Genomic DNA, 26794 nt, shown 5'->3' with positions numbered 1-26794 from the left:
GCGACGACCGCGGTGAGCGTCCCTCCGGCGGTGGCGGCGGCTTCCGCCGTGACGACCGTGGTGGGGACCGCCCGTCCTACCCGCGCCGTGACGACCGCGGAGACCGTCCGTCCTACCCGCGCCGCGACGACGACCGCGGTGGATTCCGCGGCGGCCGTGACGACCGTGGTGGCGACCGTCCGTCCTACCCGCGCCGCGACGACCGCGGAGACCGTCCGTCGTACCCGCGCCGTGACGACCGCCCCGCCGGTGGCGGGTTCCGCCGTGACGACCGCGGCGACCGGCCCGCCGGTGGCGGGTTCCGCCGCGACGACCGCGGCGGCGACCGCCCGTCCGGGGGCGGCTTCCGCGGCCGCGAGGACCGTCCCTCCTACCCGCGTCGTGACGACCGTGGTGGGGACCGTCCGTCCTACCCGCGCCGCGACGACCGCGGTGAGCGTCCCTCCGGCGGTGGCGGCGGCTTCCGCCGTGACGACCGTGGTGGGGACCGCCCGTCCTACCCGCGCCGTGACGACGACCGCGGTGGCCGTCCCTCCTACCCGCGCCGCGACGACGACCGCGGTGGATTCCGCGGCGGCCGTGACGACCGCGGCGGCGACCGCCCGTCCTACCCGCGCCGCGACGACCGCGGTGGCGACCGCGGCGGGTTCCGCGGCCGTGACGACCGGGGCGGCGACCGCGGCGGCTACCGAGGCGGCCGCGACGACCGCGGCGGCGACCGCGACTACCGTGCGGACCGCGACCGGGACCCGGTCAAGCGGCTTCCGATCGACGAGGACGTCACCGGTCTCGAAATCGACGCCGACGTGCGCCAGGAGCTCCTGAGCCTGCCCAAGGGCCTGGCCGAGGAGGTCTCCCGCAACCTGGTCATGGTCGCCCGGCTGATCGACGAGGACCCGGAGCAGGCGTACGCGTACTCGCGCATCGCCCTGCGCCTGGCCTCCCGTGTCGCCGCCGTGCGCGAGGCCGCCGGCTTCGCCGCGTACGCCACGCAGAAGTACAGCGAGGCGCTCGCCGAGTTCCGCGCCGCCAAGCGCATGACCGGCTCCGTCGAGCTGTGGCCCGTCATGGCCGACTGCGAGCGCGGCCTCGGCCGCCCCGAGCGCGCGCTGGCCATGGCCGGCGAGCCCGAGGTGCAGAAGCTGGACAAGGCCGGCCAGGTCGAGATGCGCCTGGTCGCCGCCGGTGCGCGGCGGGACATGGGGCAGCTCGACGCCGCCATCGTGACCCTGCAGAGCCCGGAGCTGGCCTCCAACTCCGTCCAGCCGTGGACCGCGCGTCTGCGGTACGCCTACGCGGACGCCCTGCTGGCGGCCGGCCGTGAGGACGAGGCGCGCGAGTGGTTCGCCAAGACGGTCGAGGCGGACAAGGACGGCGCGATGGACGCCTCCGACCGGCTCGCCGAGCTGGACGGGGTCGAGTTCGTCGACGCGCTCGGCGGCGACGAGCCGGACGGGATCGACGACGAGGACGACGAGCAGGACGCCGCCGAGGTGGCTGCCGCCGAGCGTGCCTCCGACCAGGCCGAGTACTACGACGAGGACGACGAGGAGTACGAGCCCCTCGAGCGGTCCGAGGCCGACGCCGAGGTCGACGTCACGGACGAAATCGTCGTCGTCGAGGACGAGGACGAGGACGAGGGCGACGCGCAGGACCGCGACAAGGCCTGAGCGCTGAACCGGATCCATTGAGAAAGGGCGGTACCCCTCCGGGGGTACCGCCCTTTTTCGTGTCCGCGTCCGCTTCGGGCCCGGTCAGTCGAGGCTGCGCAGGACCAGGCCGGTGGCCGGCTTCGGGCCGAAGGAGGTGGACTTGCGGGGCATCGTGACGCCCTGGCGGGCAAGGTTGCGGACGACTTCCTCCCGTACCGGGTGCAGCAGGACCGCGGTGCCGCCGTGGCGCTCGGCCATGGCGACGGTGGCCGCCGCGTCGTGGATGTACGTGATCTGCTCCGGGGCGTCCGGGATCCGCCACAGGGCGTCCAGCAGGGTCGCGTGCAGGACGGTCGCGTCCAGCCGGCGCCAGGCCTCCGGGCGGTCGCGCCGTACGGTGCGCTCCAGGAGGTCCAGGTCCGGGTCGGTGACCAGGTGGAAGGTGCCGTCGCCGGCCAGGAGGAAGGCGTTGCCGCGCTCGGCGGCGTCGGCGAGGGCCTCCAGTGCGAGCGGCAGCGGGCCGTCGACCGGGCGGACCAGGAAGTGGCCCTCGACGGCGGCCAGGGCGTCCGCGACCGGGAGGCGGCGCAGCATCCGGTGGATGGCGCGGACCTGGAGCGGGTAGCGGGCGGTGTCGACGAGGAGGACCAGGCCGAAGTCCCAGTCGGTGGGTGACTGGTGCTCCTCCTGGAGGCGCAGGTACGTCGCCCAGCGGTGGTGGCCGTCGGCGATGAGCGCCTGGCGGTGGCCGAGGTCGGCGGTCACCGCGGCCAGGTCCTCGGGGTCGGTGATGGCCCAGAGCCGGTGCCGGAAGCCGTCCTCGGTGGTGGTGGCCAGCAGGGGCGGGCGTCCGGCGGTCCGCTCGACGACCGCCGTCGCGCCGGCCGCGGGGTCGCCGCCGAGGTAGGTGAGGAGGAGGGGCTCCAGATTGGCCGAAGCGGCCCGCATCAGGCCGGCCCGGTCGGTGACCACGTCGGGCATGACGTCCTCGTGCGGGAGGACGATGCCGGCGTCGGGCTTCGACAGGGCGAGGGCGCCGATCACGCCGCGCTGCAGCACGTTCCCCTTGCGCTGCTCGTAGACGTAGAGCGCGGGCTCGGGGTCGGGGCTCAGGACGCCCTTGGAGAGCCAGTCGTGCAGGGTGTGCGCGGCCTGTTCGTTGCGCTCGGCGGGGGTGTCGGCCTGCGGGAGGATCAGGCGGACGATGTTGTGCGGGTCGGCGGACTGGAGGTGGTCGACGCCGTCGGGGCGTACGACCACGTCGTACGGCGGTGAGGTGACGGCGGCCAGGCTGCCGACACGCTCCGGGTCATAGCGCAGTCCATGGAAGGGGATCAGGCGCAGCCCGTCGTCCGCGGTACCAGGTGTGGTCATTGGTGCATGGTAAGACGCGTCTCGCGATGCGGGATGATCGGGTGAGGAAGACCGCAGGGTACATGCGGTCGGTATCGGTCACGGACGTGCGGACGGACTGACGTACGCGCGGACGGGCCGGTCGAGGATCGAGCGGACAGGGAGCCGACAGGATGACCCGGCAGAGCAGGACGAGTCCGGCGGGCAGCGAGAGCAGCCTGCACCAGGCGTACGACACGGCCCTGCTGGACCTGGACGGCGTGGTGTACGCGGGAGGCGAGGCGATCGCCTACGCGGCGGAGTCCCTCGCCGCCGCACGGGCCGGCGGGATGCACCTCGCGTACGTCACGAACAACGCGCTGCGGACCCCGGAGGCGGTCGCCGGGCACCTCGGCGAGCTGGGGATCCCGACCGAGGCCGGCGAGGTGATCACGTCGGCGCAGGCGGTGGCCCGGCTGATCTCGGAGCAGGTGGAGCCGGGGTCGAAGGTGCTGGTGATCGGCGGTGAGGGGCTGCGGGTCGCACTGCGCGAGCGGGGGCTCGTGCCGGTGGATTCCGCGGACGAGGAGTGCCTGGCGGCGGTCGTCCAGGGGTACGGGGGCCCCGACCTGCCGTGGTCGCGGTTCGCGGAGGCCTCGTACGCGATCCACCGCGGGGTGCCGTGGTACGCGTCGAACACCGATCTGACGATTCCGGGGGCGCGCGGGATCGGACCCGGCAACGGGGCCGCGGTGGAGGTCGTACGGATCGCCACGGGCGCGGAGCCGCAGGTGGCGGGCAAGCCGCTGCCCCCGATGCACCGGGAGACGGTGCTGCGGACCGGGGCGGAGCGGCCGCTGGTGGTCGGGGACCGGCTGGACACGGACATCGAGGGCGCGTTCAACGGGGACGTGGACTCGCTGCTGGTGCTGACCGGGGTGACGGACGCGGCGCAGCTGCTGCGGGCCGAGCCCAGGCACCGGCCGACGTACGTGGACCGGGACCTGCGCGGGCTGCTGACGGGGCAGCCGGAGGTCGTGGCGGCGGAGGAGGGCTTCCGCTGCGGGGGCTGGACCGCGGTGGCGGCGGCGGGCGTACTGGAGCTGCGGGGCGAGGGCGACCCGGTCGACGGGCTGCGGGCGCTGTGCGCGGCGGCGTGGACGCAGGCGGGCGACGGCTCGTGCACGCTGGACGCGGGGAAGGCGCTGGCCCGGATCGGACTGTAGGCGGGCCCGCGGACGGCCCCGGCCGCGGGGCCGGGTCCGGGGCCGGCCGCGGGGATCCCGGGATCCTCAGGGCCAGTTCGGGCGCAGGGTAGGCTAACCTAACCTCGTGTTGGTCGAGAGTCCCCCTGAACAGAGCGCGGCGCTGGTCGCCGCCGTCCGCCCGCGGCACGCCGCGCGCGCCGCCGGTCTGCTCGGCGCCCTCGCGGTGCTCGCGCTGATCGCGGTGGCGAGCATCGCCGTGGGCGCCAAGCAGATGCCCCTCGACCAGGTCTGGCACGGCCTGTTCCACTACGCGGGGACGCCATCCGACGTGGTGGTGCGCGATCTGCGGGTCCCGCGCACCCTCCTCGGGCTGATGGTCGGGCTCGCGCTCGGCCTCTCCGGCGCCGTGATGCAGGCACTGACCCGCAATCCACTGGCCGAGCCGGGCATCCTCGGCGTCAACGCGGGCGCAGCGGCGGCCGTGGTCTCTGCGATCACCTTCCTCGGAGCCTCCACGCTCAGCGAGTTCGTGTGGTGGGCCTTCCTCGGCGCCGCCGTCGTCTCCGTCGTGGTCTACGTACTCGGCGGCAGCCGCAGCGCGACGCCGGTGCGCCTGGCGCTCGCCGGCACGGCGGCCAGCGCGGCCCTGGTCGGATACATCAACGCCGTGCAGCTGATGGACAGCAAGGCGCTGGACAAGCTGCGCTTCTGGACCGTGGGCTCCCTGGCCTCCGCGAACATGGACACCGTCCGGCAGGTGGCGCCGTTCCTGGTGGTGGGCGCGGTCATCGCGCTCACGCTGGGCCGGCCGCTCAACGCGATGGCCATGGGCGACGACACGGCGCGGGCGCTGGGCGCCCACCTGACGCGGACCCGGATCGGCGCGATGGCGGCCATCACCCTGCTGTGCGGGGCGGCGACCGCCGCCTGCGGGCCGATCGTCTTCATCGGGCTGATGATCCCGCACCTGGTGCGGATCATCACCGGCCCCGACATGCGGTGGGTGCTCGCCTACTCGGCGGTCCTCTCCCCGGTGCTGCTGCTGGGCGCGGACGTCATCGGCCGGGTCGTCACCCGGCCCGCCGAGCTGCAGGTCGGCATCGTCACCGCGCTGATCGGCGGACCCGTCTTCATCCACCTCGTCCGGCGCAAGAGGATGGCCCAGCTGTGACCGTCGACCTCCGGGCGGACAAGCCCGGATCCCGTGCCCTGCGCGGCCCCGGCGGGCTGTCCCTGCGGATGGAGCCGCGTGCGCTGGCGGTCGGGCTGCTGCTCATCGCGGCCGCGGTGGCGATGGCCGTCGTCCTCATCGGCACGGGCGACTTCGAGATCGCGCCGTGGGACGTCGTACAGACCCTGCTGGGCAACGGCACGCCGGCGAACGACTTCATCGTGAACGACCTGCGCCTGCCGCGGGTGCTGGTCGCCGTGCTGGTGGGCGCCGCGCTCGGCATGGCGGGCGCGGTCTTCCAGTCCGTCTCCCGCAACCCGCTCGGCTCCCCGGACCTGCTCGGCTTCAGCTACGGCTCGGCGGTCGGCGCGCTCACCGTGATCGTCCTCTTCAAGGGCGGCGCCACGGAGGTCGCAGCGGGCGCGCTGCTGGGCGGGCTGCTCACCGGTGTCGCCGTGTACCTGCTGTCGTACCGGCGCGGCATCCACGGGTACCGGCTGGTGCTGGTCGGCATCGGCGCCTCGGCGATGCTCGTCGCCGTCATCAACTACCTGCTGACCAAGGCGCAGCTCGTCGAGGCCACCCGCGCGATGGTCTGGCTGACCGGATCGCTCGCCGGCCGGGACTGGAGCCAGGTCTGGCCCCTGCTGGGGACCTGCGCGGTGCTGTTCCCGCTGGTCCTCGGGCAGGGCCGGGCCCTGCGGATGATGGAGATGGGCGACGACGCCGCGTACGCCCTCGGGGTGCGGGTGGAACGTACGCGCATGCTGCTGATGCTGGCGGCGGTCCTGCTGACCACCGCGGCCGCCGCGGCCGCCGGGCCCATCTCCTTCGTGGCCCTGGCCGCGCCCCAGCTGGCCCGGCGCCTGACCCGCTCGCCCGGGTCGAACCTGCTCACCGGCGCGCTGATGGGCTCCGTCCTGCTGCTCGTGTCCGACTGGGCCTCGCAGCGCGCCTTCGGCGCCGACCAGCTGCCGGTGGGCGTGGTGACCGGGCTGGTCGGCGGGGTCTACCTGCTCTGGCTGCTCGTCACCGAGCGCAAGGCGGGACGTATATGAGCACGGACACGAGCAACTCAAGGAGTACGCAGGTGCAGCGGCTGACCGCGCAGAACGTGACCCTCGGCTACGAGCAGCGGGTCATCGCCGAGAACCTGTCGGTGGAGATCCCCGACCACTCGTTCACGGTGATCGTCGGACCCAACGCGTGCGGCAAGTCCACACTGCTGCGGGCCCTGTCGCGGATGCTGAAGCCGTCCGCGGGCCGGGTGCTGCTGGACGGGCAGGCCATCGGGTCGATGCCGGCCAAGAAGGTCGCCAAGACCCTGGGGCTGCTGCCGCAGTCCTCGATCGCACCGGACGGGATCACGGTTGCCGACCTGGTCTCCCGGGGCCGCTACCCGCACCAGGGGCTGCTGCGGCAGTGGTCGCCGGAGGACGAGCGGATCGTCCGGGAGTCGATGGCCTCGACCGGGGTCGCCGAGCTCGCGGACCGCTCGGTGGACGAGCTGTCGGGCGGCCAGCGCCAGCGGGTGTGGATCGCGATGGCGCTGGCGCAGCAGACGCCGCTGCTGCTGCTGGACGAGCCGACCACGTACCTGGACATCCAGCACCAGATCGACGTGCTGGACCTGTGCGCACAGCTGCACGAGGAGCAGGGGCGGACGCTGGTGGCCGTGCTGCACGACCTCAACCACGCCGCCCGCTACGCCACGCACCTGATCGCGATGCGCGGCGGCGAGGTCGTGGCGGAGGGGCCGCCGGCCGAGGTGGTCACGGCGGAGCTGGTGGAGAAGGTGTTCGGCCTGCGCTGCCAGATCATCGACGACCCGGAGACGGGCACCCCGCTGGTGATCCCGGCGGCGCGCAGGCCGAAGGCACCGGCCGGGCGGCCGGCGACGGGGGCTAAAGAAGGCTCTTGAGGCGGAGCAGGTCGCGGAAGCCGGCCTCCAGGCGGACCCGGCCGGAGGCCCAGGCCTTGGCGAACTTCAGGTCGCCCGCGACCATCGCCACCAGGTCGTCGCCCGTCATCGCGAGCCGGATATCGGCCTTCGAGGCGGGCGGACCGGGGGAGACCGCGTCCACTCGGATCCGGCCGCCTTCGAGGCGTCCGGTGAAGGTCTGGTCCAGGTCCGTGATGTGGCAGCTCAGGGAGCGGTCCATCGCGGCGGCGCCTCGCACACTGCCATCGGCCTGTGCGAGGTTGCCGGAGAGTCTGTCGAGTGCGGCTCGGCACTCATCGATCGTAGCCATCGTGATCTCGACCGTACCGCAGAGCCGTGCGTGGCGGCCCGGGTGCTTCGGGGTAGCGTCGGGGCATGACCGACGACATGGCCGACGTACCGGAAGCGGGGCGGGCTGCGGACGTACCGGAAGCCGCCGGGGAAGCGGCGCCCGAGCCCCTGGGGCTCGCCCGCACGCCCACCGGCCACGCCGGGGTGGACGCGCACCTGGAGCGGCTGGCCGAAGCCGACCACCTCACGGCGGACGGACACGTCGCGGTGTACGAGGATGTGCACAGGGGGTTGCGCGACGCGCTGACCGCGCTGGACGCACCGCCCGTCCCCGGACCGTACGAAAACAGGAGCTGAACCGAACGTGGCAGGAGTGGCACGCCGCCGCCTGGACGCCGAACTGGTACGCCGCAGCATGGCCCGCTCGCGCGAGCACGCCGCCCAGCTGATCGCCGCGGGCCGGGTGACCGTCGGCGGCGCCACCGCGACCAAGGCGGCCACCCAGGTCGAGACCAGCGCGGCCCTCGTCGTCCTCAAGGACGACAGCGACCCCGACTACGTCTCCCGGGGCGGCCACAAGCTGGCCGGCGCGCTCGCGGCCTTCCAGCCGCGGGGACTGGCCGTCGAGGGCCGCCGGGCGCTGGACGCCGGCGCCTCCACCGGCGGATTCACCGACGTGCTGCTGCGCGCGGGCGTGGCCCACGTCATGGCCGTCGACGTCGGCTACGGGCAGCTGGCCTGGTCGCTGCAGAGCGACGACCGGGTCACCGTCAAGGACCGTACGAACGTCCGCGAGCTGACGGTCGAGCAGCTCGACGGGGTGCCGGTCGACCTCGTCGTCGGCGACCTGTCCTTCATCTCCATCGGCCTGGTGCTGCCGGCCCTGGTGCGCTGCTGCGCGCCGGACGCGGACCTGGTGCTGATGGTCAAGCCGCAGTTCGAGGTCGGCAAGGACCGGCTCGGCAGCGGCGGTGTCGTACGCAGCCCGGAGCTGAGGGCGGAGGCCGTGCGCGAGGTGGCGGCCCAGGCGGCGAAGCTGGGGCTGGGCGTGCTCGGGGTGACCGCGAGCCCGCTGCCCGGCCCGTCGGGGAACGTCGAGTACTTTCTGTGGCTGCGGGCGGGGGCACCGGCACTCGACCCGGCGGATGTCGACCGTGCAGTGGCGGAGGGGCCTCAGTGACTGATTCAGCGGACAGGTCGTCGGATACATCGAACAACTCCTACGACTCGGACCCAGTGGTTCCGGGGCGGGGGCGGACCGTATTCCTGCTCGCGCACACCGGGCGGCCGGCGGCCATCCGCAGCGCCGAGCTGGTCGTACAGGGACTGCTCAAGAACGGCCTGGGCGTACGGGTCGTCGAGTACGAGGCGAGGGACCTGCCGCTGCCGCCAGAGGTGGAGCTGGTGGCCGAGTGCACCCCCAAGGTGCTCGAAGGCTGCGAGCTGCTGATCGTGCTGGGCGGCGACGGGACCCTGCTGCGCGGCGCGGAGTTCGCGCGCGGCTCGGGGGTGCCCATGCTGGGCGTGAACCTGGGCCGGGTGGGATTCCTCGCGGAGGCGGAGCGGGACGACCTGGACAAGGTCGTGTCCCGGGTCGTGACGCGGGAGTACGAGGTCGAGGAGCGGATGACCCTCGACGTGCTCGTACGGACGAACGGCGACGTGATCCACCGGGACTGGGCGCTGAACGAGGCCGCGGTCCAGAAGGTGTCCCCGGAGCGGATGCTCGAAGTGGTCCTGGAGATCGACGGGCGTCCGGTGTCCGGGTTCGGCTGCGACGGGATCGTCTGCGCGACCCCGACCGGTTCGACGGCGTACGCCTTCTCCGCGGGCGGGCCGGTGGTCTGGCCCGAGGTCGAGGCGCTGCTGATGGTGCCGATCAGCGCGCACGCGTTGTTCGCGAAGCCGCTGGTCACCTCGCCGGACTCGGTGCTGGCGGTGGAGGTGCAGCAGGGGGTTCCGCACGGGGTGCTGTGGTGCGACGGCCGCCGGATGCTGGAGCTGCCGGCCGGCGCCCGGGTGGAGGTCCGGCGGGGGGCGGTGCCGGTACGGCTCGCCCGGCTGCACCACGCGTCGTTCACGGACCGGCTGGTCGCGAAGTTCGCGCTGCCGGTGTCGGGGTGGCGCGGGGCACCGCACTGAGAGCCCGACTAATAGCACATGCGTTCGGGGAACTCCCGGCGGGTGACGTCACATGGCATCGGTGAAACCTCGGTATCGTCGTCCCGTGCTTGAGGAGATGCGGATACGGTCGCTCGGGGTCATCGACGACGCGGTGGTCGAGCTGTCGCCCGGTTTCACCGCGGTGACCGGCGAGACCGGCGCGGGCAAGACGATGGTCGTCACCAGCCTCGGCCTGCTGCTCGGCGGTCGCGCCGACCCGGCCCTGGTACGGATCGGCGCCAAGGCGGCGGTCGTCGAGGGCCGCATCGTCATGCGCCCCGGCGCGCCCGCCGCCGTACGCGCCGAGGAGGCCGGGGCCGAGCTCGACGACGGCGCCCTGCTCATCAGCCGGACCGTGTCCGCCGAGGGGCGCTCGCGCGCCCACGTCGGCGGCCGCTCCGTGCCCGTCGGCCTGCTCGGCGAACTCGCCGACGACCTGGTCGCCGTACACGGGCAGACCGACCAGCAGGGGCTGCTGCGGCCGGCCCGGCAGCGCCAGGCCCTCGACCGGTACGCGGGGGACGCCGTCGCCGTCCCGCTGGAGAAGTACGGGGCCGCCTACCGGCGGCTGCGCGCGGTCGCCGCGGAACTCGACGAGATCACCACCCGGGCCCGGGAACGGGCCCAGGAGGCCGACCTGCTGCGCTTCGGCCTGGAGGAGATCGCGGCCGTGGAGCCGCTGGCCGGCGAGGACACCGAGCTGGCGGCGGAGGCCGAGCGGCTCGGCCACGCCGAATCGCTGGCCTCGGCGGCGCAGATCGCGCACGCGGCGCTCGCCGGCGACGTCGAGGACCCGGAGGGCGTCGACGCGAACACGCTCGTCGCGGGCGCGCACCGGGCCCTGGACGCCGTACGGTCGCACGACCCGGCGCTCGGCGCGCTCGCGGAGCGGATCGGGGAGCTCGGGATCCTGCTGGCCGACGTGGCCGGGGAACTGGCCGGGTACGCGGACGACCTGGACGCCGATCCGCTGCGGCTGGCCGCGGTGGAGGAGCGGCGGGCGGCGCTGACCCAGCTCACCCGCAAGTACGGCGACTCGATCGACTCCGTCCTGGAGTGGGCCGAGCGGGGCTCGGCACGGCTGCTGGAGCTGGACGGCGACGACGAGCGGATCACCGAGCTGACCGCCGAGCGGGACGGGCTGCGCGCCGAACTGTCGCTGCTGGCACAGGCACTGACGGACGCGCGGGTGGAGGCGGCGACGCGGTTCGCCTCGGCCGTCACGGCGGAGCTGGCGTCGCTGGCGATGCCGCACGCGCGGGTGACGATCGACATCCGGCAAGTGGAGGAGCCCGAGGGGGTGGAGGTCGACGGCCGTCCGGTCGCCTACGGGCCTTCGGGTGCGGACGAGGTCGAACTGCTGCTGGCCCCGCACCCCGGGGCCCAGCCCCGGCCGATCGCCAAGGGTGCCTCCGGTGGTGAGCTGTCGCGCGTGATGCTGGCCGTGGAGGTCGTCTTCGCGGGCTCCGACCCGGTGCCCACCTACCTCTTCGACGAGGTCGACGCGGGCGTCGGGGGCAAGGCGGCCGTCGAGGTCGGGCGGCGGCTCGCGAAGCTGGCGAAGTCCGCGCAGGTCGTGGTCGTCACGCACCTGCCGCAGGTGGCCGCCTTCGCGGACCGGCAGCTGCTGGTGGAGAAGACCAACGACGGGTCGGTGACCAGGAGCGGCGTCAAGGTCCTGGAGGGCGAGGACCGGGTACGCGAGCTCTCGCGCATGCTGGCGGGCCACGAGGACTCGGTCTCCGCGCGGGCGCACGCCGAGGAACTCCTGGCGGCGGCGCGCGCGGACGCCTAGCTCCCGTGAGGGGCCTTCTCCGGCGTGCCGCCGCGGAAGGCCCCCACCGCCAGTCCTCGCCGGCGACCCGTCCGCGGGCCACGTCGTAGGCCCGGGCACAGGTCGACGCCTTCTCGTCGACGGAGAACACCGACAACCGGCCCAGGAGGGCGCGGCGCTACGCCGTGTGGGTGAGGCTCGGGGGCGTGTGGCGGTATCTCGCGCGGGATCCGTACCCGTATGGTCCCGGAACGCGCGTGCGGACTGGCATCCTGGGCGACGACTCTGCCTCCCTCACCCACCCTGGAGCCTCGGCCCGTGAGCAGCTCCCCGGTCTCGATCCCGGTCCCCGCGCAGCCGTACGGGCGGCCGCCGCTGCGCACCGTCCAGGTACTCGGCGGCGCGGGCAGCGGCGCGCACGTACGCTCGCTGGCGACGGGGCTCGCCGCACGCGGGGTACGGGTCACGGTGTGCGCGCCCGTGGAGGCGGAGGGGGAGTACGACTTCACCGGCGCGGGGGCGCAGTTCACCCCGGACGCCGTGAGTGCGCTGCGGGCCGCGTGCGCCGGGGCGGACGTGGTGCACGCCCACGGGGCGCGGGCCGGAATGCGGGCCGCGATGGCGCTGCGCGGGCGCCGGGTGCCGCTGGTGGTGACCTGGCACGGCGGCGGACCTGCGGCCGAAGGGGCGTTCGGGCGGCTGGGGCGGGTGCTGGAACGGCACGTGGCGCGGGCGGCGGCCGTGGTGCTGGGCGCGTCCTCGGACCAGGTGGACCTGGCGCGGGCGCGGGGCGCACGGGACGCGCGGCTGGCGCCGGTGGCCGCGCCGACGGGCCCGGCCGGCCCGGACACCGGGGCGGATCCCGGCAAGGCGCGGGCGGAACTGGGGGCGGTGGAGCGGCCGTTGCTGATCGCGGTCGGGAGCCTGGTGGAGCGCCGGGGGTACTCGGTACTGCTGGACGCCGCGCGGGCGTGGCGGGTCCTGGAGCCGCTGCCGCTGGTGGTGATCGCGGGGGAGGGCCCGCTGCGGGCCGAACTGGCCCGGCGGATCGAGGCCGAGGGGCTGCCGGTACGGCTGCTGGGCCGGCGCCGGGACGCCGCGCAACTGCTGGCCGCGGCGGACGTGGCGGTGCTGCCCAGCCGGTGGGAGGCGCGGTCCCTGCTGGCGCAGGAGGCGCTGCGCGCGGGGGTACCGCTGGTCGCGACGGCGGTCGGGGGCGTACCGGAGCTGATCGGGGACGCCGGGGTGCTGGTGCCGTACGGGGACGCGGCCGCCCTGTCCTCGGCGGTGGCGGACCTCCTCTCGGACCCGCCCCGGCGCGCCGCCCTCGCCGCCGCGGGCCGCGCCCAGGCGGCCACCTGGCCCACGGAGGACGACACGGTGGCCCAGATCCTGTCGGTCTACGACGAGCTGATGGACCGCCGCAAGTAGCCCCCGCAGGGCGTGCGGCTGCGCAGGGACCCCGGCCGGGGCCCGCCGGGCGGAGCGGAGTCAGGAAGGGCCGGGCGCGTGGCGGCGGGCGCGGAGGGCCAGGCTCAGGGAGAGGACCGTCTCCGGGTCGTCCAGGTCCGTGCCGAGGAGTTCCGAGATGCGGCCCAGGCGGTTGTACAGGGTCTGCCGGTTCAGGTGCAGCTCGCGCGCCGTCTCCGCCTTGCGGCCCGCGTGGGCCAGGTACGTCTCCAGGGTGGGGAGGAGCGGCGGGCGGGACGTCAGGTCGTGGGTGCGCAGCGGGCCGATCGCGCGGTCCACGAACGCCGCCAGGTCGGGGTGTTCACGCAGCCGCCACAGGAGCAGGTCGATGTCCAGGCGGCGGGCGTCGTACCAGGGGCGGGAGGGCAGTCCGTGCGCCGCCGTGGCGGTTTCCGCAGCGTGCCGCAGGCCCGACGAGGCGGCGGCCCAGCCGCCCGCCACACCCACCACCACCGCCGGCGGGGCCGCCGCGCGGTCCAGGCCGGCCCGCTCCACGCCCGCCCGGAGGGCGGCGGCCACCCGGTCCGCCACCGTCGTGCGCTCCGACTCGGAGCGGAGGGAGACCAGCAGGGGCACCCGGCCCTCCACCGGGCGTACGCCCAGGAGTACCGGTACGCCCACCGAGGAGAGCTCTTCCAGGACCGCCCTCGCCAGGACCGCCCAGTTGCCCGACGGGCCCAGCTCCGAGGACAGCCGCATCACCACCGGCAGGAGCGGGCCCGACCCCGGTTTGAAGCCCAGTACGCGGGCCTGGGCGGGGGCGTCCTCCGCCGAGATGCGGCCCTCCGCCAGGTCCGTCAGGAAGTCGCCGCGGCCGCGCGCCGCCAGTTCGTCCTCCTGGCGGGCCTGCATCAGGACCACGGCCAATACCCCCGCCGTCCGTTCCGCCGCCATCCGGTGGACGGGCAGCAGCGGCGCCGACACGCCCAGCAGGACCAGCCGGGCGCGGACCGAGCCCGTGCCGTGGCCGCCGCCGGGGACGTCGATCAGGACCGCGTTCGCCGACGGCTGCGCCTCGCGCTGGCCCCGCAGCCCCTCCCAGACCTGGAGCGGGTCCGCCGCGGCTTCCCCGGAGCCCGGACCGGCCGCGTACAGGAGCTGCCCGTCGGGGGTCTCCAGGAACACCGGGTTCCCGGTGAAGTCGGCCAGGATGTGCAGGACTTGGGGGATGCCACCGCCGCTGAGCAGCGCCTCCGTGCACCGCCGGTGCACCTCCTCGGCCCGCTGGAGCAGGGCGTAGTGGTGGTTGACGATCTCGGTGTGGATCTCCTCCGTGACCGCCACGAACGGCACTTCGCGGTGGAGCTGGACGAGCGGCAGGCCGGCCGCCCGGGCCGTCTCGACGAGCGTCGCCGGGAGACGGGTGAAGCGCGGGCCCAGTTCGACCACCAGCGCGGCGATCCCCCGGTCCGCGAGGCGCCGCACGAAGGCACGCTGCTCGGCGGGGCGGGTGCCGAGGCCCAGCCCCGTGGTCAGCAGCAGCTCCCCGCCCTTGAGCAGGGAGGCGATGTTCGGAACCTCGCCCGCGTGCACCCAGCGCACGGTCCGGCCCAGGCGGTCGGCGCAGGCCACCACCTCCGGCAGTCCGCTGCGCAGTCCGGGCAGCTCCAGTGCCCGCTGAACGGTGATCCCGCCCTGGTTGTCCATGTCGCGGGACGCTACCAGGGGGTCAGGCCGGCCTGATGTTGTGGTTGAAGCGGAAGACGTTGTCCGGGTCGTACGCCCGCTTCACCGCGCCCAGCCGGGCCAGGTTCTCCGCGCCGAGACCGGCCGCCACGCGCTCGGAACCCTCGTCGCCGGTGAAGTTGAGGTAGACCGCTCCGGTGCTCCACGGCTGCACGTGGGCGCGGACGTCCTTCACCCACTGCACGTTGCGCTCGTCTTCGGCCGCGTCCTCCCAGATGCCGAACGGGTGCACCGCCCAGGGCGCGTCCCGGTACGGAACGGGGAACTCCGGCGGCCCGTCCGCGATGGCCCCGCCCAGTGGGAACATCACGTGCTGGGTTCCGCCCGTCGGCATCACGTTCCCGAGGGCGCAGAAGACGCTGACGAGTTCGTCCGGCAGGCCCGTCACGTACTCGGCGGACCAGTAGTTCCGCAGGCCCGGCGGGTCGTCCAGCATGCACTGGAAGTCCGCGTAGGGCAGGGCGGTGAGGACCTCCACCTCGTGCGGCAGCGCGAGCAGCGGCGCCGCCAGCCCGCGCAGCGCCTCCTCGCCGCCCGCGTACGTGAGCAGCGCGCCCGCCATCAGCGTCCCCACCAGGTGCTCCGGTACGAAGGGCTCCGGCGGGGCGGTCAGGTAGATCATGCCGCCGCCCGCCTCGGCGGGGCCCTTCTCGATGACCTCGCGGTAGGTGCGCAGCACCTCGGGCCCGGACTCCAGGGGGTACAGCAGCATGCAGATCGCGAACTCGGGGAGCTCGTGCAGGCGCAGCGTGATCGAGGTCGCGACCCCGAAGTTCCCGCCGCCGCCGTGCAGGGCCCAGAACAGCTCGGGGTTGTCCTCGGCGGTCGCCGTCACGGTGCTGCCGTCGGCGGTGACCAGGTCCACGCCGAGCAGGTTGTCGACGGCCAGCCCGAACTTCCGGTCCAGCCAGCCGGAGCCGCCGCCCAGGGCGAAGCCGGTGACCCCGGTGGTGGAGACCCGGCCGCCGGTGGTGGCGAGCCCGTACGGCTGGCAGGCGCGGTCCAGCACGCTCATCACCGCGCCGCCCCCGACGCGTACGGCCTTCGCCCCGGGATGGACCGTGACCTCCTGCATCCGGCGCATGTCGACGACCACGCCCCCGTCGTTGAGGGACATCCCGGCGACGCTGTGCCCGCCGCCGCGCACGGCGACGGGCAGGTCCAGCTCACGGGCGAAACGGACGGTGGTGACGACGTCCGCCTCGCTCTCGCACCGAGCGATGACCGCGGGGCGGCGGTCGATCATCGCGTTGAAGATCGTCCGGGCCTCGTCGTACCCGGGATCGCCGGGGGCGAGGACCTCACCGGCCAGATCCTCGCGGAGCACGGTCAGGGCCTGGCCGGCCTTCGAGGTGGGCGCCATGGCTCACCCCTCCTTTCGGAGGAGGCATAAGACCATTCCAGCGTAGGCGGGGCCGGTGCCGGGGGCGCGGCGGAGCCGGATGCGGCGCAGAGGGGACGCGGGGGGCGGCCGGCAGGCGGGGGTGGCCGGGGGTTCCGCCCCGGAGCCCCGCGCCTGCCGGCCGCCCGGCCTCAGCCCCCGTACGCCCCGCTCGCCGTCAGGCGCAGGGCCGTGTCGATCAGGGGGACGTGGCTGAACGCCTGGGGGAAATTGCCGACCTGGCGCTGGAGGCGCGGGTCCCACTCCTCAGCCAGCAGCCCCAGGTCGTTGCGGAGCGCCAGCAGCCGCTCGAACAGCTGCCGCGCCTCGTCGACCCGGCCGATCATCGCCAGGTCGTCTGCCATCCAGAACGAGCAGGCGAGGAACGCCCCTTCGTCGCCCTCGAGCCCGTCCACGCCGGCCTCGTGCCCGGTCGTCGGGTAGCGCAGGATGAAACCGTCCGGAGTGGACAGCTCGCGCTGGATCGCCTCGATCGTCCCGATGACCCGCTTGTCGTCCGGCGGCAGGAAGCCCATCTGCGGAATCAGCAGCAGGGAGGCGTCCAGCTCCTTCGACCCGTACGACTGGGTGAACGTGTTGCGCTCCTTGTCGTAGCCCTTCTCGCACACGTCCTGGTGGATCTCGTCGCGCATCTCGCGCCACCGCTCCAGCGGGCCGTCCGCGTCCCCGCTCTCGATCAGCTTGATCGTGCGGTCCACGGCCACCCACGCCATGACCTTCGAGTGCACGAAGTGGCGGCGCGGGCCGCGCACCTCCCAGATGCCCTCGTCCGGCTGGTCCCAGTGCTCCTCCAGGTAGCGGATCAGCTTCAACTGGAGCACCGAGGCGTAGTCGTTGCGCGCCAGGCCGGTCATGTGGCCCAGGTGCAGGGCCTCGGTGACCTCTCCGTACACGTCCAGCTGGAGCTGGTGCGCGGCGCCGTTGCCGACCCGGACCGGGCGGGAGCCCTCGTACCCGGGCAGCCAGTCCAGCTCGGTCTCGCCGAGTTCCCGCTCGCCGGCGATCCCGTACATGATCTGCAGGTTCTCCGGGTCCCCGGCGACCGCGCGCAGCAGCCACTCGCGCCAGGCCTGGGCCTCCTCGCGGTAGCCCGTGCGCAGCAGCGAGGAGAGGGTGATGGCGGCGTCGCGCAGCCAGGTGTAGCGGTAGTCCCAGTTCCGGACGCCGCCGATCTCCTCCGGGAGGGAGGTGGTGGGCGCGGCGACGATGCCGCCGGTGGGTCCGTACGTGAGCGCCTTGAGGGTGATCAGGGAGCGGATCACGGCTTCGCGGTAGGGGCCGTGGTACGTGCAGTGGTCGACCCATTCGCGCCAGAACGCGGTGGTGGTCGCCAGCGCCTCCTGCGCGTCGGGGGTGTCCGGGGCGCCCTTGTGGGAGGGCTGCCAGCTGATGCAGAAGGCCTTGCGGTCGCCGGGGCCGACGGTGAAGTCGGAGTACGTCGTCAGGTCCTTGCCGTACGTCTGCGCGTCGGTGTCCAGCCAGACCGAGTCGGGGCCCGCGACGGCGACGGTGCGCCCGTCGACCTTGTGCACCCAGGGCACGACGCGGCCGTAGCTGAAGCGCATGCGCAGCGCGGAGCGCATCGGGACGCGCCCGCTGACGCCCTCGACGATGCGCACCAGCTGCGGCGCGTGGTCCTCGCGGGGCGGCATGAAGTCGGTCACGCGGACCGTGCCGCGCGGCGTGTCCCACTCCGATTCCAGGATCAGCGAGTCGCCCTGGTAGCGGCGGCGCGTCGCCGCGGGGGCCTCGGCGCCCCCGGGGAACGCCGGGCCGATGCGCCAGAAGCCGTGATCCTCCGTTCCGAGGATGCCCGCGAAGACGGCATGGGAGTCGAAACGGGGCAGACACAGCCAGTCCACCGATCCGTCCCGGCAGACCAGCGCGGCGGTCTGCATGTCCCCGATCAGTGCGTAATCCTCGATGCGCCCGGACACGTTAGATCTCCCAGTCGAACGGCCACGTCCGCCCCGAAGGGCGCTTGCATTGCGCGGTTGCGCGGTCCCGTGGGTATGGATCCCCGCACTGAGCTCATGATTCCGGATGCGGCCGGGTTACGCCGTCTGCCGGACTGCTCGGCGGCGATGTGAAGCGATATCCGAGCAGGATATGACGGCACCCTAGTGATCTCCTGAAGTCCGAGGACAATGTGTCTAGTCCGAATGGGTGACCTGGGTGAATGCGGGCGTGACCGGCCCCGGGACGGCCGGTGGCGCTCCGTCGAGCGGTGGTGGCGGCGCGTGCCCGGAGGCGGACGGGCCCGGGCGCTGATAGGCTGATACCCCGTGGACCGGTGGTCTGCCTGTGCGAATCAGGAGCCCCGAAACCGCAGCTTCGGCGCCCCCTGAGAGCCTCCGGTTCGATGGTGGCCGGCGCCGGACGCACCTCAACTTCGCGACCACGGGAGCCCCCTCTTGGCGACGCCGCCCGCTGCTTTTCGAAACAGCACAGCCATGACGACCAAGCACATCTTCGTCACCGGGGGTGTCGCTTCGTCCCTCGGCAAGGGCCTCACGGCCTCCAGCCTGGGTGCGCTGCTCAAGGCGCGCGGCCTGCGGGTCACGATGCAGAAGCTCGACCCGTACCTGAACGTCGACCCGGGCACGATGAACCCCTTCCAGCACGGCGAGGTGTTCGTCACCAACGACGGCGCCGAGACCGACCTGGACATCGGCCACTACGAGCGCTTCCTCGACGTCGACCTCGACGGCTCGGCCAACGTCACCACCGGCCAGGTCTACTCGCAGGTCATCGCCAAGGAGCGGCGCGGCGAGTACCTCGGTGACACCGTGCAGGTCATCCCGCACATCACCAACGAGATCAAGAGCCGCATCCGCCGGATGGCGACCGAGGACGTCGACGTCGTCATCACCGAGGTCGGCGGCACGGTCGGCGACATCGAGTCGCTGCCGTTCCTGGAGACCGTCCGCCAGGTCCGCCACGAGGTCGGGCGCGACAACGTCTTCGTCGTGCACATCTCGCTGCTGCCCTACATCGGCCCCTCCGGCGAGCTGAAGACCAAGCCGACCCAGCACTCGGTCGCGGCCCTGCGCAACATCGGCATCCAGCCCGACGCGATCGTGCTCCGCGCCGACCGCGAGGTCCCCACCTCCATCAAGCGCAAGATCTCGCTGATGTGCGACGTGGACGAGGCGGCCGTCGTCGCGGCGATCGACGCCAAGTCGATCTACGACATCCCGAAGGTGCTGCACACCGAGGGCCTCGACGCGTACGTCGTGCGCAAGCTCGACCTGCCGTTCCGCGACGTGGACTGGACGGTCTGGGAGGACCTGCTGGACCGCGTCCACAACCCCGACCACGAGGTCAAGGTCGCGCTCGTCGGCAAGTACATCGACCTGCCGGACGCGTACCTGTCGGTGACCGAGGCGCTGCGCGCCGGCGGTTTCGCCAACAAGGCCCGCGTCCAGATCAAGTGGGTCACCTCCGACGACTGCAAGACCCCCGCGGGCGCCGCGGAGGCGCTCGGCGACGTGGACGCGATCTGCGTGCCCGGCGGCTTCGGCGACCGCGGTGTCAACGGCAAGGTCGGCGCGATCACCTACGCCCGCGAGAACAAGATCCCGCTGCTCGGCCTGTGCCTGGGCCTGCAGTGCGTGGTCATCGAGGCCGCGCGCAACCTGGCGGGCATCGCGGACGCCAACTCCACCGAGTTCGACGCCTCCACCCCGCACCCGGTGATCTCCACGATGGAGGAGCAGCTGGCCTTCGTCGAGGGCGCGGGCGACCTGGGCGGCACCATGCGCCTGGGCATGTACCCGGCGAAGCTCGCCGAGGGCTCGATCGTGCGCGAGGTCTACGGCGACCAGGCGTACGTGGACGAGCGCCACCGCCACCGCTACGAGGTCAACAACGCCTACCGCGGCGAGCTGGAGAAGAAGGCGGGCATCGTCTTCTCCGGCACCTCCCCGGACAACAAGCTCGTCGAGTACGTCGAGTACCCGCGCGAGGTGCACCCCTACCTGGTGGCCACCCAGGCCCACCCGGAGCTGCGCTCGCGCCCGACCCGCCCGCACCCGCTGTTCGCGGGCCTGGTCAAGGCCGCGGTGGAGCGCCAGCAGGCCGCGAAGGCCAAGTGACGGTCTGACCGCATAACGTAGACGGCCGGGGCACGGAACGTGCCCCGGCTGTCGCGTTTCTGACGCGTCTTCTGGCGCGCATTCGGAAGGTACGGGGTACGGGTCATGGCCATGGACATCGCAGACAGCGGGGAGACGTGGGAGGTCATCGCCTCACGGACCCCGTTCGAGGGAGCGAAGACGGCGGTCCGCTCGGAGCAGGTGAGCATGCCGGACGGATCGGTGGTGCGCCGGGACTACCAGGTGCACCCGGGATCGGTGTGCGTGCTGGCGCTCGACGAGGACGGCGCGGTGATCGTGGTGCGCCAGTACCGGCACCCCGTGCGGCACAAGCTGTGGGAGCTGCCGGCCGGGCTGCTCGACGTGCCCGGTGAGAACCCGCTGCACGCCGCCCAGCGGGAGCTGTACGAGGAGGCGCACGTCAAGGCGGAGGACTGGCGGGTGCTCGTGGACTTCTTCGCCTCTCCCGGCGGCTCCGACGAGGCGATCCGGATCTTCCTCGCGCGCGGCCTCTCCGAGGCGGAGGGCGAGCGCTACGCGGTCTCGGAGGAGGAGGCCGACATGGAGATCGCCCGCGTGCCGCTCGCGGACCTGGTCCGCGGGGTCCTGGAGGGCCGGCTGGGCAACCCCGGCCTGGTCACGGGGGCCCTGGCCCTGTCGGCCGCGCTCGCCTCCCCGGGCGGCCTGGACGCCCTGCGCCCGGCCCAGCCGCCGTGGCCGGCCCGCCCGTACGAGGTGTAGCCGCGCCTCCCGGGCCCGCGGGAGCGTGGTGTGACGATCCGCTGATCCGATTGGGCGATCTGTCCGCCGCGCTCCACACGGGTCGTCGCTCTGCGTGAACTACGCTCGCAACCCGAAGGCAGGGAGAGGAGCGGATCCGTGACGGATTTCGTCGGGCGGCGGCGTGAGCTCAAGGAGCTGCGCGAGGACATCGCACGGACCGGGCTCGACACCCTCTCGGGACGCAAGGCCAAGGCGCCCCGGGCGCGCGTCCTGCTCGTCGCCGGGCGGCCGGGGTCGGGCCGCACCGCCCTCGCCGAGGCGTTCGTCCGCGAGGTCGGCGAGGACTACCCCGACGGGGTCCTGCGCACGCGCCTCACCTCCCCCGGCGGGCAGAGCGTCACCACCGGGCGGGCGATCCGGACCCTGCTGGAGGGGCTCGGCGAGCCCACGCCCCCCGGCGCGGCAGAGGACGAGCTCAGCTCTGCCCTGCGCGCGGCCCTCGCCCACCGCAAGGCGATCCTGCTCGTCGACGACGCCGTCGACCCGTACCAGGTCGACGCCCTGCTGCCGGACACCCCCGAATGCCTCGTCGTCATCACCGCCGAGGGGCCGCTCACCGGGATTCCGGATGTCCGCCCCTGCACCCTCGGCGGGCTCGACACCCCCTCGGGGGTGCAGATGCTCGCCCAGCGCATCGGGGACACCCGGATCGCCGTCGACCCGCGCGCGGCCGAGACCCTCGCCGAGGAGTGCGGGGGGCAGCCCGCCGCGCTGGCCCTGGTCGGCGGCTGGCTCGCCGCGCACCCCAAGGCCGCCGTCTCCGACGTGGCCAAGCAGCTCCACGACATGCCGCCCGGCACCGACGGCCCGCTCGGCCGCGGCTTCCGGCTCGTCTACGAGTCCCTGCCGCAGCCCGCCCAGCGCACCCTCCGGTTGCTGCCGCTCGCCCCCGCCGGGATCGTCGACTCGCACACCGCCTCCGCCCTCGCCGGCTGCTCCGTGGCCGCCGCCCAGTCCACGCTGGAGGACTTCGCCGGGCTGGGGCTCCTGCGCCACGCCTCCGACGGGCTCTTCCAGCTGCCCGGCTGTCTCGTACCGCTGCTCCAGGCCCTGCTGGAGTCCAAGGAGCGCGCCGCCGAGGTCCAGCTGGCCCGGGCCCGGATGCTGGAGCGGACCGTACGCCTGCTGCACTCCTGCCGGGTCATGGCCCGGTCCGACGAAAGCGGGGTGAACGGGGAGGACGAGGCGGACGTACGGGAGAGGCTGGAGGGGCTGCCGCGCGCGCTGCGCTTCCCCGACCGGCGGGCCGCCGCCACCTGGCTCGACACCCGGCTGCCCGCGCTGTCGGCGGCCGCCGCCCTGGCCGTGGCCGACGGCGGGCTGGACACCCTGGCCCGCCGGCTGGTCGCAGCCCTCGTACGCGCCCTCGCGGAGCACCGCGGCACCGCCGCGGCCGCCCCCGAGCTGTACGGGCTGCACCGCCTGGTCCTGGACGTGGCCGAGCGCCGCAGCCTGTACCGGGAGCAGGCCGCGGCCCTGCTGAACCTGGCCGACCTGGACGCCGAGACCGGCCGTACCCAGGAGGCGCTGGAGCGCTACCGGGCCGCGCTGGACGCGGGACGGGCGGCGAACGACCCGTACGCGACGGGCCGCGCGATGGAATCCGTAGGCGGCGCCTACCAGGAGCTCGCCGACTGGCACCGGGCCGCCGACTGGTTCGGCCGGGCCCTGTCCCAGGCCCTCGCGCGCGGGGAGCGGGCGGACGAGGCCCGGCTGTACGGGCGCCTGGGCAACGTGCACACGTACGCGGGCCGCTACGGGGACGCGCTGCGCAGCTGGCGGACCGCCGCCGCGGGGTACCGGAAACTGGCCGATGTGCCCGGCCAGGCAAAGGCGTTGAGCGAAATGGCGCGAATCCAGGAGTACGCCGGGCGGCCCGAGGAATCCCTGCACACCTGCCGCGAGGCGGTGGAGCTCGCGCGCCGGGCCGGCGACGTGCGGCTTCAGGCCGCGCTCCAGGTGCGGCTCGCCGACACCCTCGACCGGCTGGGCGACCCGGCCGCCGCGAGGCTGCACCGGTCCGCGGCCGACAGATTGCTGGGAGACGATCCCGCAGCCTGCGAAATCCGTAGTGGTTCCGACTGAGATTATTGGTTTGCAAGGCTAGACAGCGCGTCGTCCTTCATTAGACTGGCTTCACCACGACATCCCGTGGTGCATCCCGTTGCGCGTTCTTGTGGGCGGGTATGTATGGAAGTGCCCCGAAAAATCCCCTGAGCCAAGGACCGTGATCGACGATGAAGGTCGGCATCCCCCGCGAGGTCAAGAACAACGAGTTCCGGGTCGCCATCACGCCCGCCGGCGTGCATGAGCTGGTCCGTAACGGCCACCAGGTCTTCATCGAGCAGAACGCCGGTGTCGGCTCCTCGATCACGGACGCTGAGTACGTCTCCGCAGGCGCCGAGATCCTCGGTACCGCCGACGAGGTCTGGGCGACCGCCGACCTGCTGCTGAAGGTCAAGGAGCCCATCGCCGAGGAGTACCACCGCCTCCGCAAGGACCAGACCCTCTTCACCTACCTGCACCTCGCGGCCTCCCGCGAGTGCACGGACGCCCTCCTGGAGTCCGGCACCACCGCCATCGCGTACGAGACGGTCGAGCTCGCCAACCGCGCGCTCCCGCTGCTCGCCCCGATGTCCGAGGTCGCGGGCCGCCTGGCCCCGCAGGTCGGCGCCTACCACCTGATGCGCTCGGCCGGCGGCCGCGGCGTGCTCCCCGGCGGCGTCCCCGGCACCCACGCCGGCGAGTGCGTGGTCATCGGCGGCGGCGTCTCCGGCTGGAACGCCGCGCAGATCGCCATCGGCATGGGCTTCCACGTGACCCTGCTCGACAAGGACATCAACAAGCTCCGCGAGGCCGACAAGATCTTCGGCACGAAGATCAAGACGATCGTCTCCAACGCCTACGAGCTGGAGAAGGCCGTCGTCGAGGCCGACCTCGTCATCGGCGCCGTCCTGATCCCGGGTGCGAAGGCCCCCAAGCTGGTCACCAACGAGCTCGTCGCCAAGATGAAGCCCGGAAGTGTCCTTGTCGACATTGCGATCGACCAGGGCGGCTGCTTCGAGGACTCCCGTCCGACCACCCACGCCGAGCCGACCTTCCAGGTCCACAACTCGGTCTTCTACTGCGTCGCCAACATGCCGGGCGCGGTGCCCAACACCTCCACCTACGCGCTGACCAACGCCACGCTGCCCTACATCGTGCAGCTCGCGAACCTCGGCTGGGTCGAGGCGCTGCGCCGTGACCCCGCGCTGGGGCTGGGCCTCAACACCCATGACGGCCAGGTCGTTTACGGTCCGGTCGCCGAGGCGCACGGCCTGCCGACCCTTGAGCTGAACACGCTGCTCGGCTGATCGGTCAGACCCCGTCAACGACTGACGTCAATCTCACGTATCCGGCCGGACCTTGCCCCCAAGGTCCGGCCGGAGGCGTTTGAGGGGTACGGACGCGCACGACTCAACTCGCCTCGAACGTAACCCTTTAACCCTTTCGCACACCTGCGAAACTTCGCGGTGACGGGCCGGACGCCCTTGACAGAGTGGTGTTCGGTTGCCGACACATCGTTGCCGGTCCGACGGATTGTGTTGCCGCTGAGTGGTGACACGCCATAGAGTCGCCAACCGTCGGCATGGTGCCACGCTGACCTATCGATAAGTGTCCTGGTCACGTCCGAGGAGGTAAGACGACTTGTGAATGAGTCGACATTTGCTCCCGGGGGTGGTCGAGCAGGGACGCCAGACCGGGGCCAAGGATCCGGCGGGCTCGAAGCGGTCGGCTCCGTCGCGGTCCGCACCTTCGCAAACCACCAGCACATGACGACGCCCCAAAAGAGCATGGACGGCCTAGACGTGAACTCCAGGGCCGGCGACCTGAGCGGCGAAAAGCCCGTGGGTTTCGCCGACTACGAAAACGTGCCCGAAGGGCACTTCTACGACCCGGACGCGGAGTACGAGCCCGACCCCGAGTACGCGGCCACCCTCGCCCCCGACGCTGCCCGCCAGCGCCGGGAGCGGATCGGCCCGACCGGACGGCCGCTGCCGTACTTCCCGATCCCGGGTCCGCTGACCGACCACGGTCCGGCGAAGATCATCGCGATGTGCAACCAGAAGGGCGGCGTGGGCAAGACCACCTCGACCATCAACCTGGGTGCGGCGCTCGCCGAGTACGGGCGCCGCGTGCTGCTCGTCGACTTCGACCCGCAGGGCGCGCTGTCCGTGGGCCTCGGCGTCAACCCGATGGAACTCGACCTGACGGTCTACAACCTGCTCATGGAGCGGGGCATGTCGGCCGACGAGGTGCTGCTCAAGACGGCGGTCCCCAACATGGACCTGCTGCCGAGCAACATCGACCTGTCCGCCGCCGAGGTGCAGTTGGTCAGCGAGGTCGCGAGAGAGTCGACGCTGCAGCGGGCTCTGAAACCCCTGATGGCCGACTACGACTACATCGTGATCGACTGCCAGCCCTCGCTCGGCCTGCTGACCGTGAACGCCCTGACGGCGGCTCACAAGGTCATCGTGCCGCTGGAGTGCGAGTTCTTCGCACTGCGCGGTGTGGCGCTGCTGACCGAGACCATCGAGAAGGTTCAGGAGCGGCTCAACCCCGACCTGGAGCTCGACGGCATCCTCGCCACGATGTACGACTCCCGTACGGTGCACAGCCGCGAGGTGCTGGCGCGCGTCGTCGAGGCCTTCGACGACCACGTCTACCACACGGTCATCGGCCGCACGGTGCGCTTCCCGGAGACCACGGTCGCCGGCGAGCCGATCACCACGTACGCCTCCAACTCCGTCGGGGCCGCCGCCTATCGCCAGCTGGCCAGGGAGGTGCTCGCCCGGTGTCACGCCGAGTGAGTCTGCCCGGAGCCGACGAACTGTTCCGTACGACCGGGGGGATGGCGCTCCAGTCGTCCTCGCCGAGGCGGGGCCCGGAGGAGTCGACCGCCGGGGAGCACGCGGCGGCGTCGGCGGAGGGCACGGCGGGCGAGGGCCGCAGCCGGGAGGCCGCGACGGCCGCCGCGGACTCGGTGGTGGGCCCCCGCCGCCCGCAGGAAGGTTCTGTCAGCCCGGAGCCCCGGCGGGGCAAGGGGCAGGGCCGCGGGGCGAACCGCCGGCCCAGCGGGCGCGAACGGCACGACGAGAAGATCACGGTCTACGTCTCCGCCGAGGAGCTCATGGACCTGGAGCACGCGCGGCTCGTCCTGCGCGGCGAGCACGGACTCGCGGTGGACCGCGGCCGCATCGTCCGCGAGGCGGTGGCGGTCGTGCTCGCGGACCTGGAGTCCCGCGGCGACGCGAGCATCCTGGTCCGCAGACTCCGCGGCCGCTGACCGCCTGGCCGGCGGGTGCCGGGACGATGGCTCGTCGCGCCGGGTGGCGGTGACGGGCGGTGGCTTCGGCGGGGCGGTGCCGGTGTGGTCGGGGGTGTGCCCCGGTGGGCAGGCCCGAAGCCGCCCCTGGCCGCTGGGCGTGATGCCGGATGCGGCCTGCGACCCGTCTTCCCCGCGCCTCACGACGCCCGGCCCGTGATTCCGCCCCGTGTGCCGCGCTGCACGTCGCCTTCGGGCCCGGTTGCCATCGTGACGGTGGCTGATGCCGACCTGGAGGAGACTTCGGTCCGGTGGACCCTCGCACCCGTCCGTGGTGTGACGGTGGCTGGTGCCGACCTGGCGGGGATTTCGGGCCCGGTGGACGCTCATACCCGTGGTGTGACGGTGGCTGGTGCCGACCTGGCGGGGATTTCGGGCCCGGTGGACGCTCATACCCGTGGTGTGACGGTGGCTGGTGCCGACCTCGCGGGGATTTCGGGCCGGTAGACCCTCGTACC

21 protein-coding genes are annotated in these 26794 nt (G+C 73.2%); 16 read left to right on the top strand and 5 right to left on the bottom strand.

Going from position 1 to position 26794, the window contains the following annotated elements:
- The first annotated feature begins 806 nt into the window (after positions 1-806).
- Positions 807-1670 (top strand): tetratricopeptide repeat protein, encoded by an 864-nt coding sequence (locus ACIBAD_RS36260; protein ID WP_134075753.1) that lies wholly within the window; start codon positions 807-809, stop codon positions 1668-1670.
- Positions 1671-1754: 84 nt separating this feature from the next.
- Here ACIBAD_RS36260 and ACIBAD_RS36255 read toward each other — a convergent pair whose 3' ends face one another.
- Positions 1755-3026, bottom strand: a complete 1272-nt coding sequence (locus ACIBAD_RS36255) for a DUF1015 domain-containing protein (protein WP_134074865.1) — start codon at positions 3024-3026, stop codon at positions 1755-1757.
- A gap of 152 nt (positions 3027-3178) precedes the next feature.
- Here ACIBAD_RS36255 and ACIBAD_RS36250 point away from each other — a divergent pair, with 152 nt between their 5' ends.
- The 4 genes from ACIBAD_RS36250 to ACIBAD_RS36235 all read left to right on the top strand — a co-directional run bounded on the left by ACIBAD_RS36250 (position 3179) and on the right by ACIBAD_RS36235 (position 7284).
- Entirely contained in the window at positions 3179-4210 is a 1032-nt protein-coding gene (locus ACIBAD_RS36250; protein WP_398911225.1) for an HAD hydrolase-like protein, read from the top strand.
- Positions 4211-4316: 106 nt separating this feature from the next.
- A complete protein-coding gene (locus ACIBAD_RS36245; RefSeq protein WP_398911223.1) occupies positions 4317-5363 on the top strand; it encodes a FecCD family ABC transporter permease in 1047 nt (348 codons plus the stop codon).
- A 68-nt stretch (positions 5364-5431) separates the two neighbouring features.
- Positions 5432-6421 (top strand): iron chelate uptake ABC transporter family permease subunit, encoded by a 990-nt coding sequence (locus tag ACIBAD_RS36240; protein ID WP_134075749.1) that lies wholly within the window; start codon positions 5432-5434, stop codon positions 6419-6421.
- A complete protein-coding gene (locus ACIBAD_RS36235; protein ID WP_134074863.1) occupies positions 6418-7284 on the top strand; it encodes an ABC transporter ATP-binding protein in 867 nt (288 codons plus the stop codon). The genes ACIBAD_RS36240 and ACIBAD_RS36235 overlap by 4 nt, the downstream gene beginning before the upstream one ends.
- Here the strand turns inward: ACIBAD_RS36235 and ACIBAD_RS36230 are convergent.
- The gene (locus tag ACIBAD_RS36230; RefSeq protein ID WP_134074862.1) at positions 7268-7615 is read right to left on the bottom strand and encodes an SCP2 sterol-binding domain-containing protein; all 348 of its coding nucleotides are present in this window, start codon (positions 7613-7615) and stop codon (positions 7268-7270) included. The two genes, ACIBAD_RS36235 and ACIBAD_RS36230, sit on opposite strands and share 17 nt — an antisense overlap.
- Before the next feature lie 65 nt (positions 7616-7680).
- On the opposite strand from ACIBAD_RS36230, the gene ACIBAD_RS36225 reads away from it, so the two are divergent.
- The 5 genes from ACIBAD_RS36225 (at position 7681) to ACIBAD_RS36205 (ending at position 12964) form a co-directional block, all read left to right on the top strand.
- A complete protein-coding gene (locus ACIBAD_RS36225; protein ID WP_134074861.1) occupies positions 7681-7953 on the top strand; it encodes a hypothetical protein in 273 nt (90 codons plus the stop codon).
- Between the two features lie 7 nt (positions 7954-7960).
- A complete protein-coding gene (locus ACIBAD_RS36220) occupies positions 7961-8776 on the top strand; it encodes a TlyA family RNA methyltransferase (protein ID WP_134074860.1) in 816 nt (271 codons plus the stop codon).
- A gap of 56 nt (positions 8777-8832) precedes the next feature.
- The gene (locus ACIBAD_RS36215) at positions 8833-9738 is read left to right on the top strand and encodes an NAD kinase (protein WP_134074859.1); all 906 of its coding nucleotides are present in this window, start codon (positions 8833-8835) and stop codon (positions 9736-9738) included.
- Between the two features lie 52 nt (positions 9739-9790).
- A complete protein-coding gene (gene recN / locus ACIBAD_RS36210) occupies positions 9791-11554 on the top strand; it encodes a DNA repair protein RecN (RefSeq protein WP_134074858.1) in 1764 nt (587 codons plus the stop codon).
- 297 nt (positions 11555-11851) lie between these two features.
- Positions 11852-12964, top strand: coding sequence for a glycosyltransferase family 4 protein (locus tag ACIBAD_RS36205; protein WP_398911219.1), 1113 nt, complete (start codon positions 11852-11854; stop codon positions 12962-12964).
- Positions 12965-13024: 60 nt separating this feature from the next.
- Here the strand turns inward: ACIBAD_RS36205 and ACIBAD_RS36200 are convergent, their stop codons facing one another.
- The 3 genes from ACIBAD_RS36200 to ACIBAD_RS36190 form a co-directional block, all read right to left on the bottom strand.
- Positions 13025-14650 (bottom strand): PucR family transcriptional regulator, encoded by a 1626-nt coding sequence (locus ACIBAD_RS36200; RefSeq protein WP_134074856.1) that lies wholly within the window; start codon positions 14648-14650, stop codon positions 13025-13027.
- A 22-nt stretch (positions 14651-14672) separates the two neighbouring features.
- Positions 14673-16052, bottom strand: a complete 1380-nt coding sequence (locus ACIBAD_RS36195; RefSeq protein ID WP_134074855.1) for an FAD-binding oxidoreductase — start codon at positions 16050-16052, stop codon at positions 14673-14675.
- 170 nt (positions 16053-16222) lie between these two features.
- The gene (locus ACIBAD_RS36190; protein WP_398911217.1) at positions 16223-18028 is read right to left on the bottom strand and encodes a glycoside hydrolase family 15 protein; all 1806 of its coding nucleotides are present in this window, start codon (positions 18026-18028) and stop codon (positions 16223-16225) included.
- Positions 18029-18544: 516 nt separating this feature from the next.
- Between ACIBAD_RS36190 and ACIBAD_RS36185 the strand changes: the two genes are divergently transcribed.
- From ACIBAD_RS36185 to ACIBAD_RS36160, 6 genes are all read left to right on the top strand, one after another.
- Positions 18545-20188 (top strand): CTP synthase, encoded by a 1644-nt coding sequence (locus ACIBAD_RS36185; protein WP_134074854.1) that lies wholly within the window; start codon positions 18545-18547, stop codon positions 20186-20188.
- A gap of 111 nt (positions 20189-20299) precedes the next feature.
- On the top strand, positions 20300-20929 hold the full coding sequence (locus tag ACIBAD_RS36180) for an NUDIX hydrolase (protein WP_134075748.1): 630 nt from the start codon (positions 20300-20302) through the stop codon (positions 20927-20929).
- Between the two features lie 138 nt (positions 20930-21067).
- On the top strand, positions 21068-23056 hold the full coding sequence (locus ACIBAD_RS36175) for a tetratricopeptide repeat protein (protein ID WP_398911215.1): 1989 nt from the start codon (positions 21068-21070) through the stop codon (positions 23054-23056).
- Positions 23057-23208: 152 nt separating this feature from the next.
- Positions 23209-24324 (top strand): alanine dehydrogenase, encoded by a 1116-nt coding sequence (gene ald, locus ACIBAD_RS36170; RefSeq protein ID WP_134074852.1) that lies wholly within the window; start codon positions 23209-23211, stop codon positions 24322-24324.
- A gap of 459 nt (positions 24325-24783) precedes the next feature.
- Positions 24784-25821 carry a ParA family protein gene (locus tag ACIBAD_RS36165; protein ID WP_398911213.1) on the top strand — a complete coding sequence of 346 codons (1038 nt, stop codon included), beginning with the start codon at positions 24784-24786 and terminating at the stop codon, positions 25819-25821.
- Positions 25806-26297, top strand: coding sequence for a hypothetical protein (locus tag ACIBAD_RS36160; RefSeq protein ID WP_398911211.1), 492 nt, complete (start codon positions 25806-25808; stop codon positions 26295-26297). The genes ACIBAD_RS36165 and ACIBAD_RS36160 overlap by 16 nt, the downstream gene beginning before the upstream one ends.
- Positions 26298-26794: the final 497 nt, after the last annotated feature.

Origin of the sequence: Streptomyces sp. NPDC051109, from assembly GCF_044455885.1 — a bacterium.
Lineage (GTDB): Bacteria > Actinomycetota > Actinomycetes > Streptomycetales > Streptomycetaceae > Streptomyces.
Note: the sequence above shows the minus strand (reverse complement) of the source record. Positions and strands in the feature narration are given on the sequence as shown.

Bases quoted from the DNA above. Each gene is read 5' to 3' on its own strand.
- ACIBAD_RS36255 (WP_134074865.1), bottom strand. From the start codon at position 3,026: ATGACCACACCTGGTACCGCGGACGACGGGCTGCGCCTGATCCCCTTC.
- ACIBAD_RS36180 (WP_134075748.1), top strand. From the start codon at position 20,300: ATGGACATCGCAGACAGCGGGGAGACGTGGGAGGTCATCGCCTCACGG.
- ACIBAD_RS36185 (WP_134074854.1), top strand. From the start codon at position 18,545: ATGACGACCAAGCACATCTTCGTCACCGGGGGTGTCGCTTCGTCCCTC.
- ACIBAD_RS36225 (WP_134074861.1), top strand. From the start codon at position 7,681: ATGACCGACGACATGGCCGACGTACCGGAAGCGGGGCGGGCTGCGGAC.
- ald (WP_134074852.1), top strand. From the start codon at position 23,209: ATGAAGGTCGGCATCCCCCGCGAGGTCAAGAACAACGAGTTCCGGGTC.
- ACIBAD_RS36200 (WP_134074856.1), bottom strand. From the start codon at position 14,650: ATGGACAACCAGGGCGGGATCACCGTTCAGCGGGCACTGGAGCTGCCC.
- ACIBAD_RS36230 (WP_134074862.1), bottom strand. From the start codon at position 7,615: ATGGCTACGATCGATGAGTGCCGAGCCGCACTCGACAGACTCTCCGGC.
- ACIBAD_RS36235 (WP_134074863.1), top strand. From the start codon at position 6,418: ATGAGCACGGACACGAGCAACTCAAGGAGTACGCAGGTGCAGCGGCTG.
- recN (WP_134074858.1), top strand. From the start codon at position 9,791: ATGGCATCGGTGAAACCTCGGTATCGTCGTCCCGTGCTTGAGGAGATG.
- ACIBAD_RS36250 (WP_398911225.1), top strand. From the start codon at position 3,179: ATGACCCGGCAGAGCAGGACGAGTCCGGCGGGCAGCGAGAGCAGCCTG.
- ACIBAD_RS36240 (WP_134075749.1), top strand. From the start codon at position 5,432: ATGGAGCCGCGTGCGCTGGCGGTCGGGCTGCTGCTCATCGCGGCCGCG.
- ACIBAD_RS36165 (WP_398911213.1), top strand. From the start codon at position 24,784: ATGACGACGCCCCAAAAGAGCATGGACGGCCTAGACGTGAACTCCAGG.
- ACIBAD_RS36195 (WP_134074855.1), bottom strand. From the start codon at position 16,052: ATGGCGCCCACCTCGAAGGCCGGCCAGGCCCTGACCGTGCTCCGCGAG.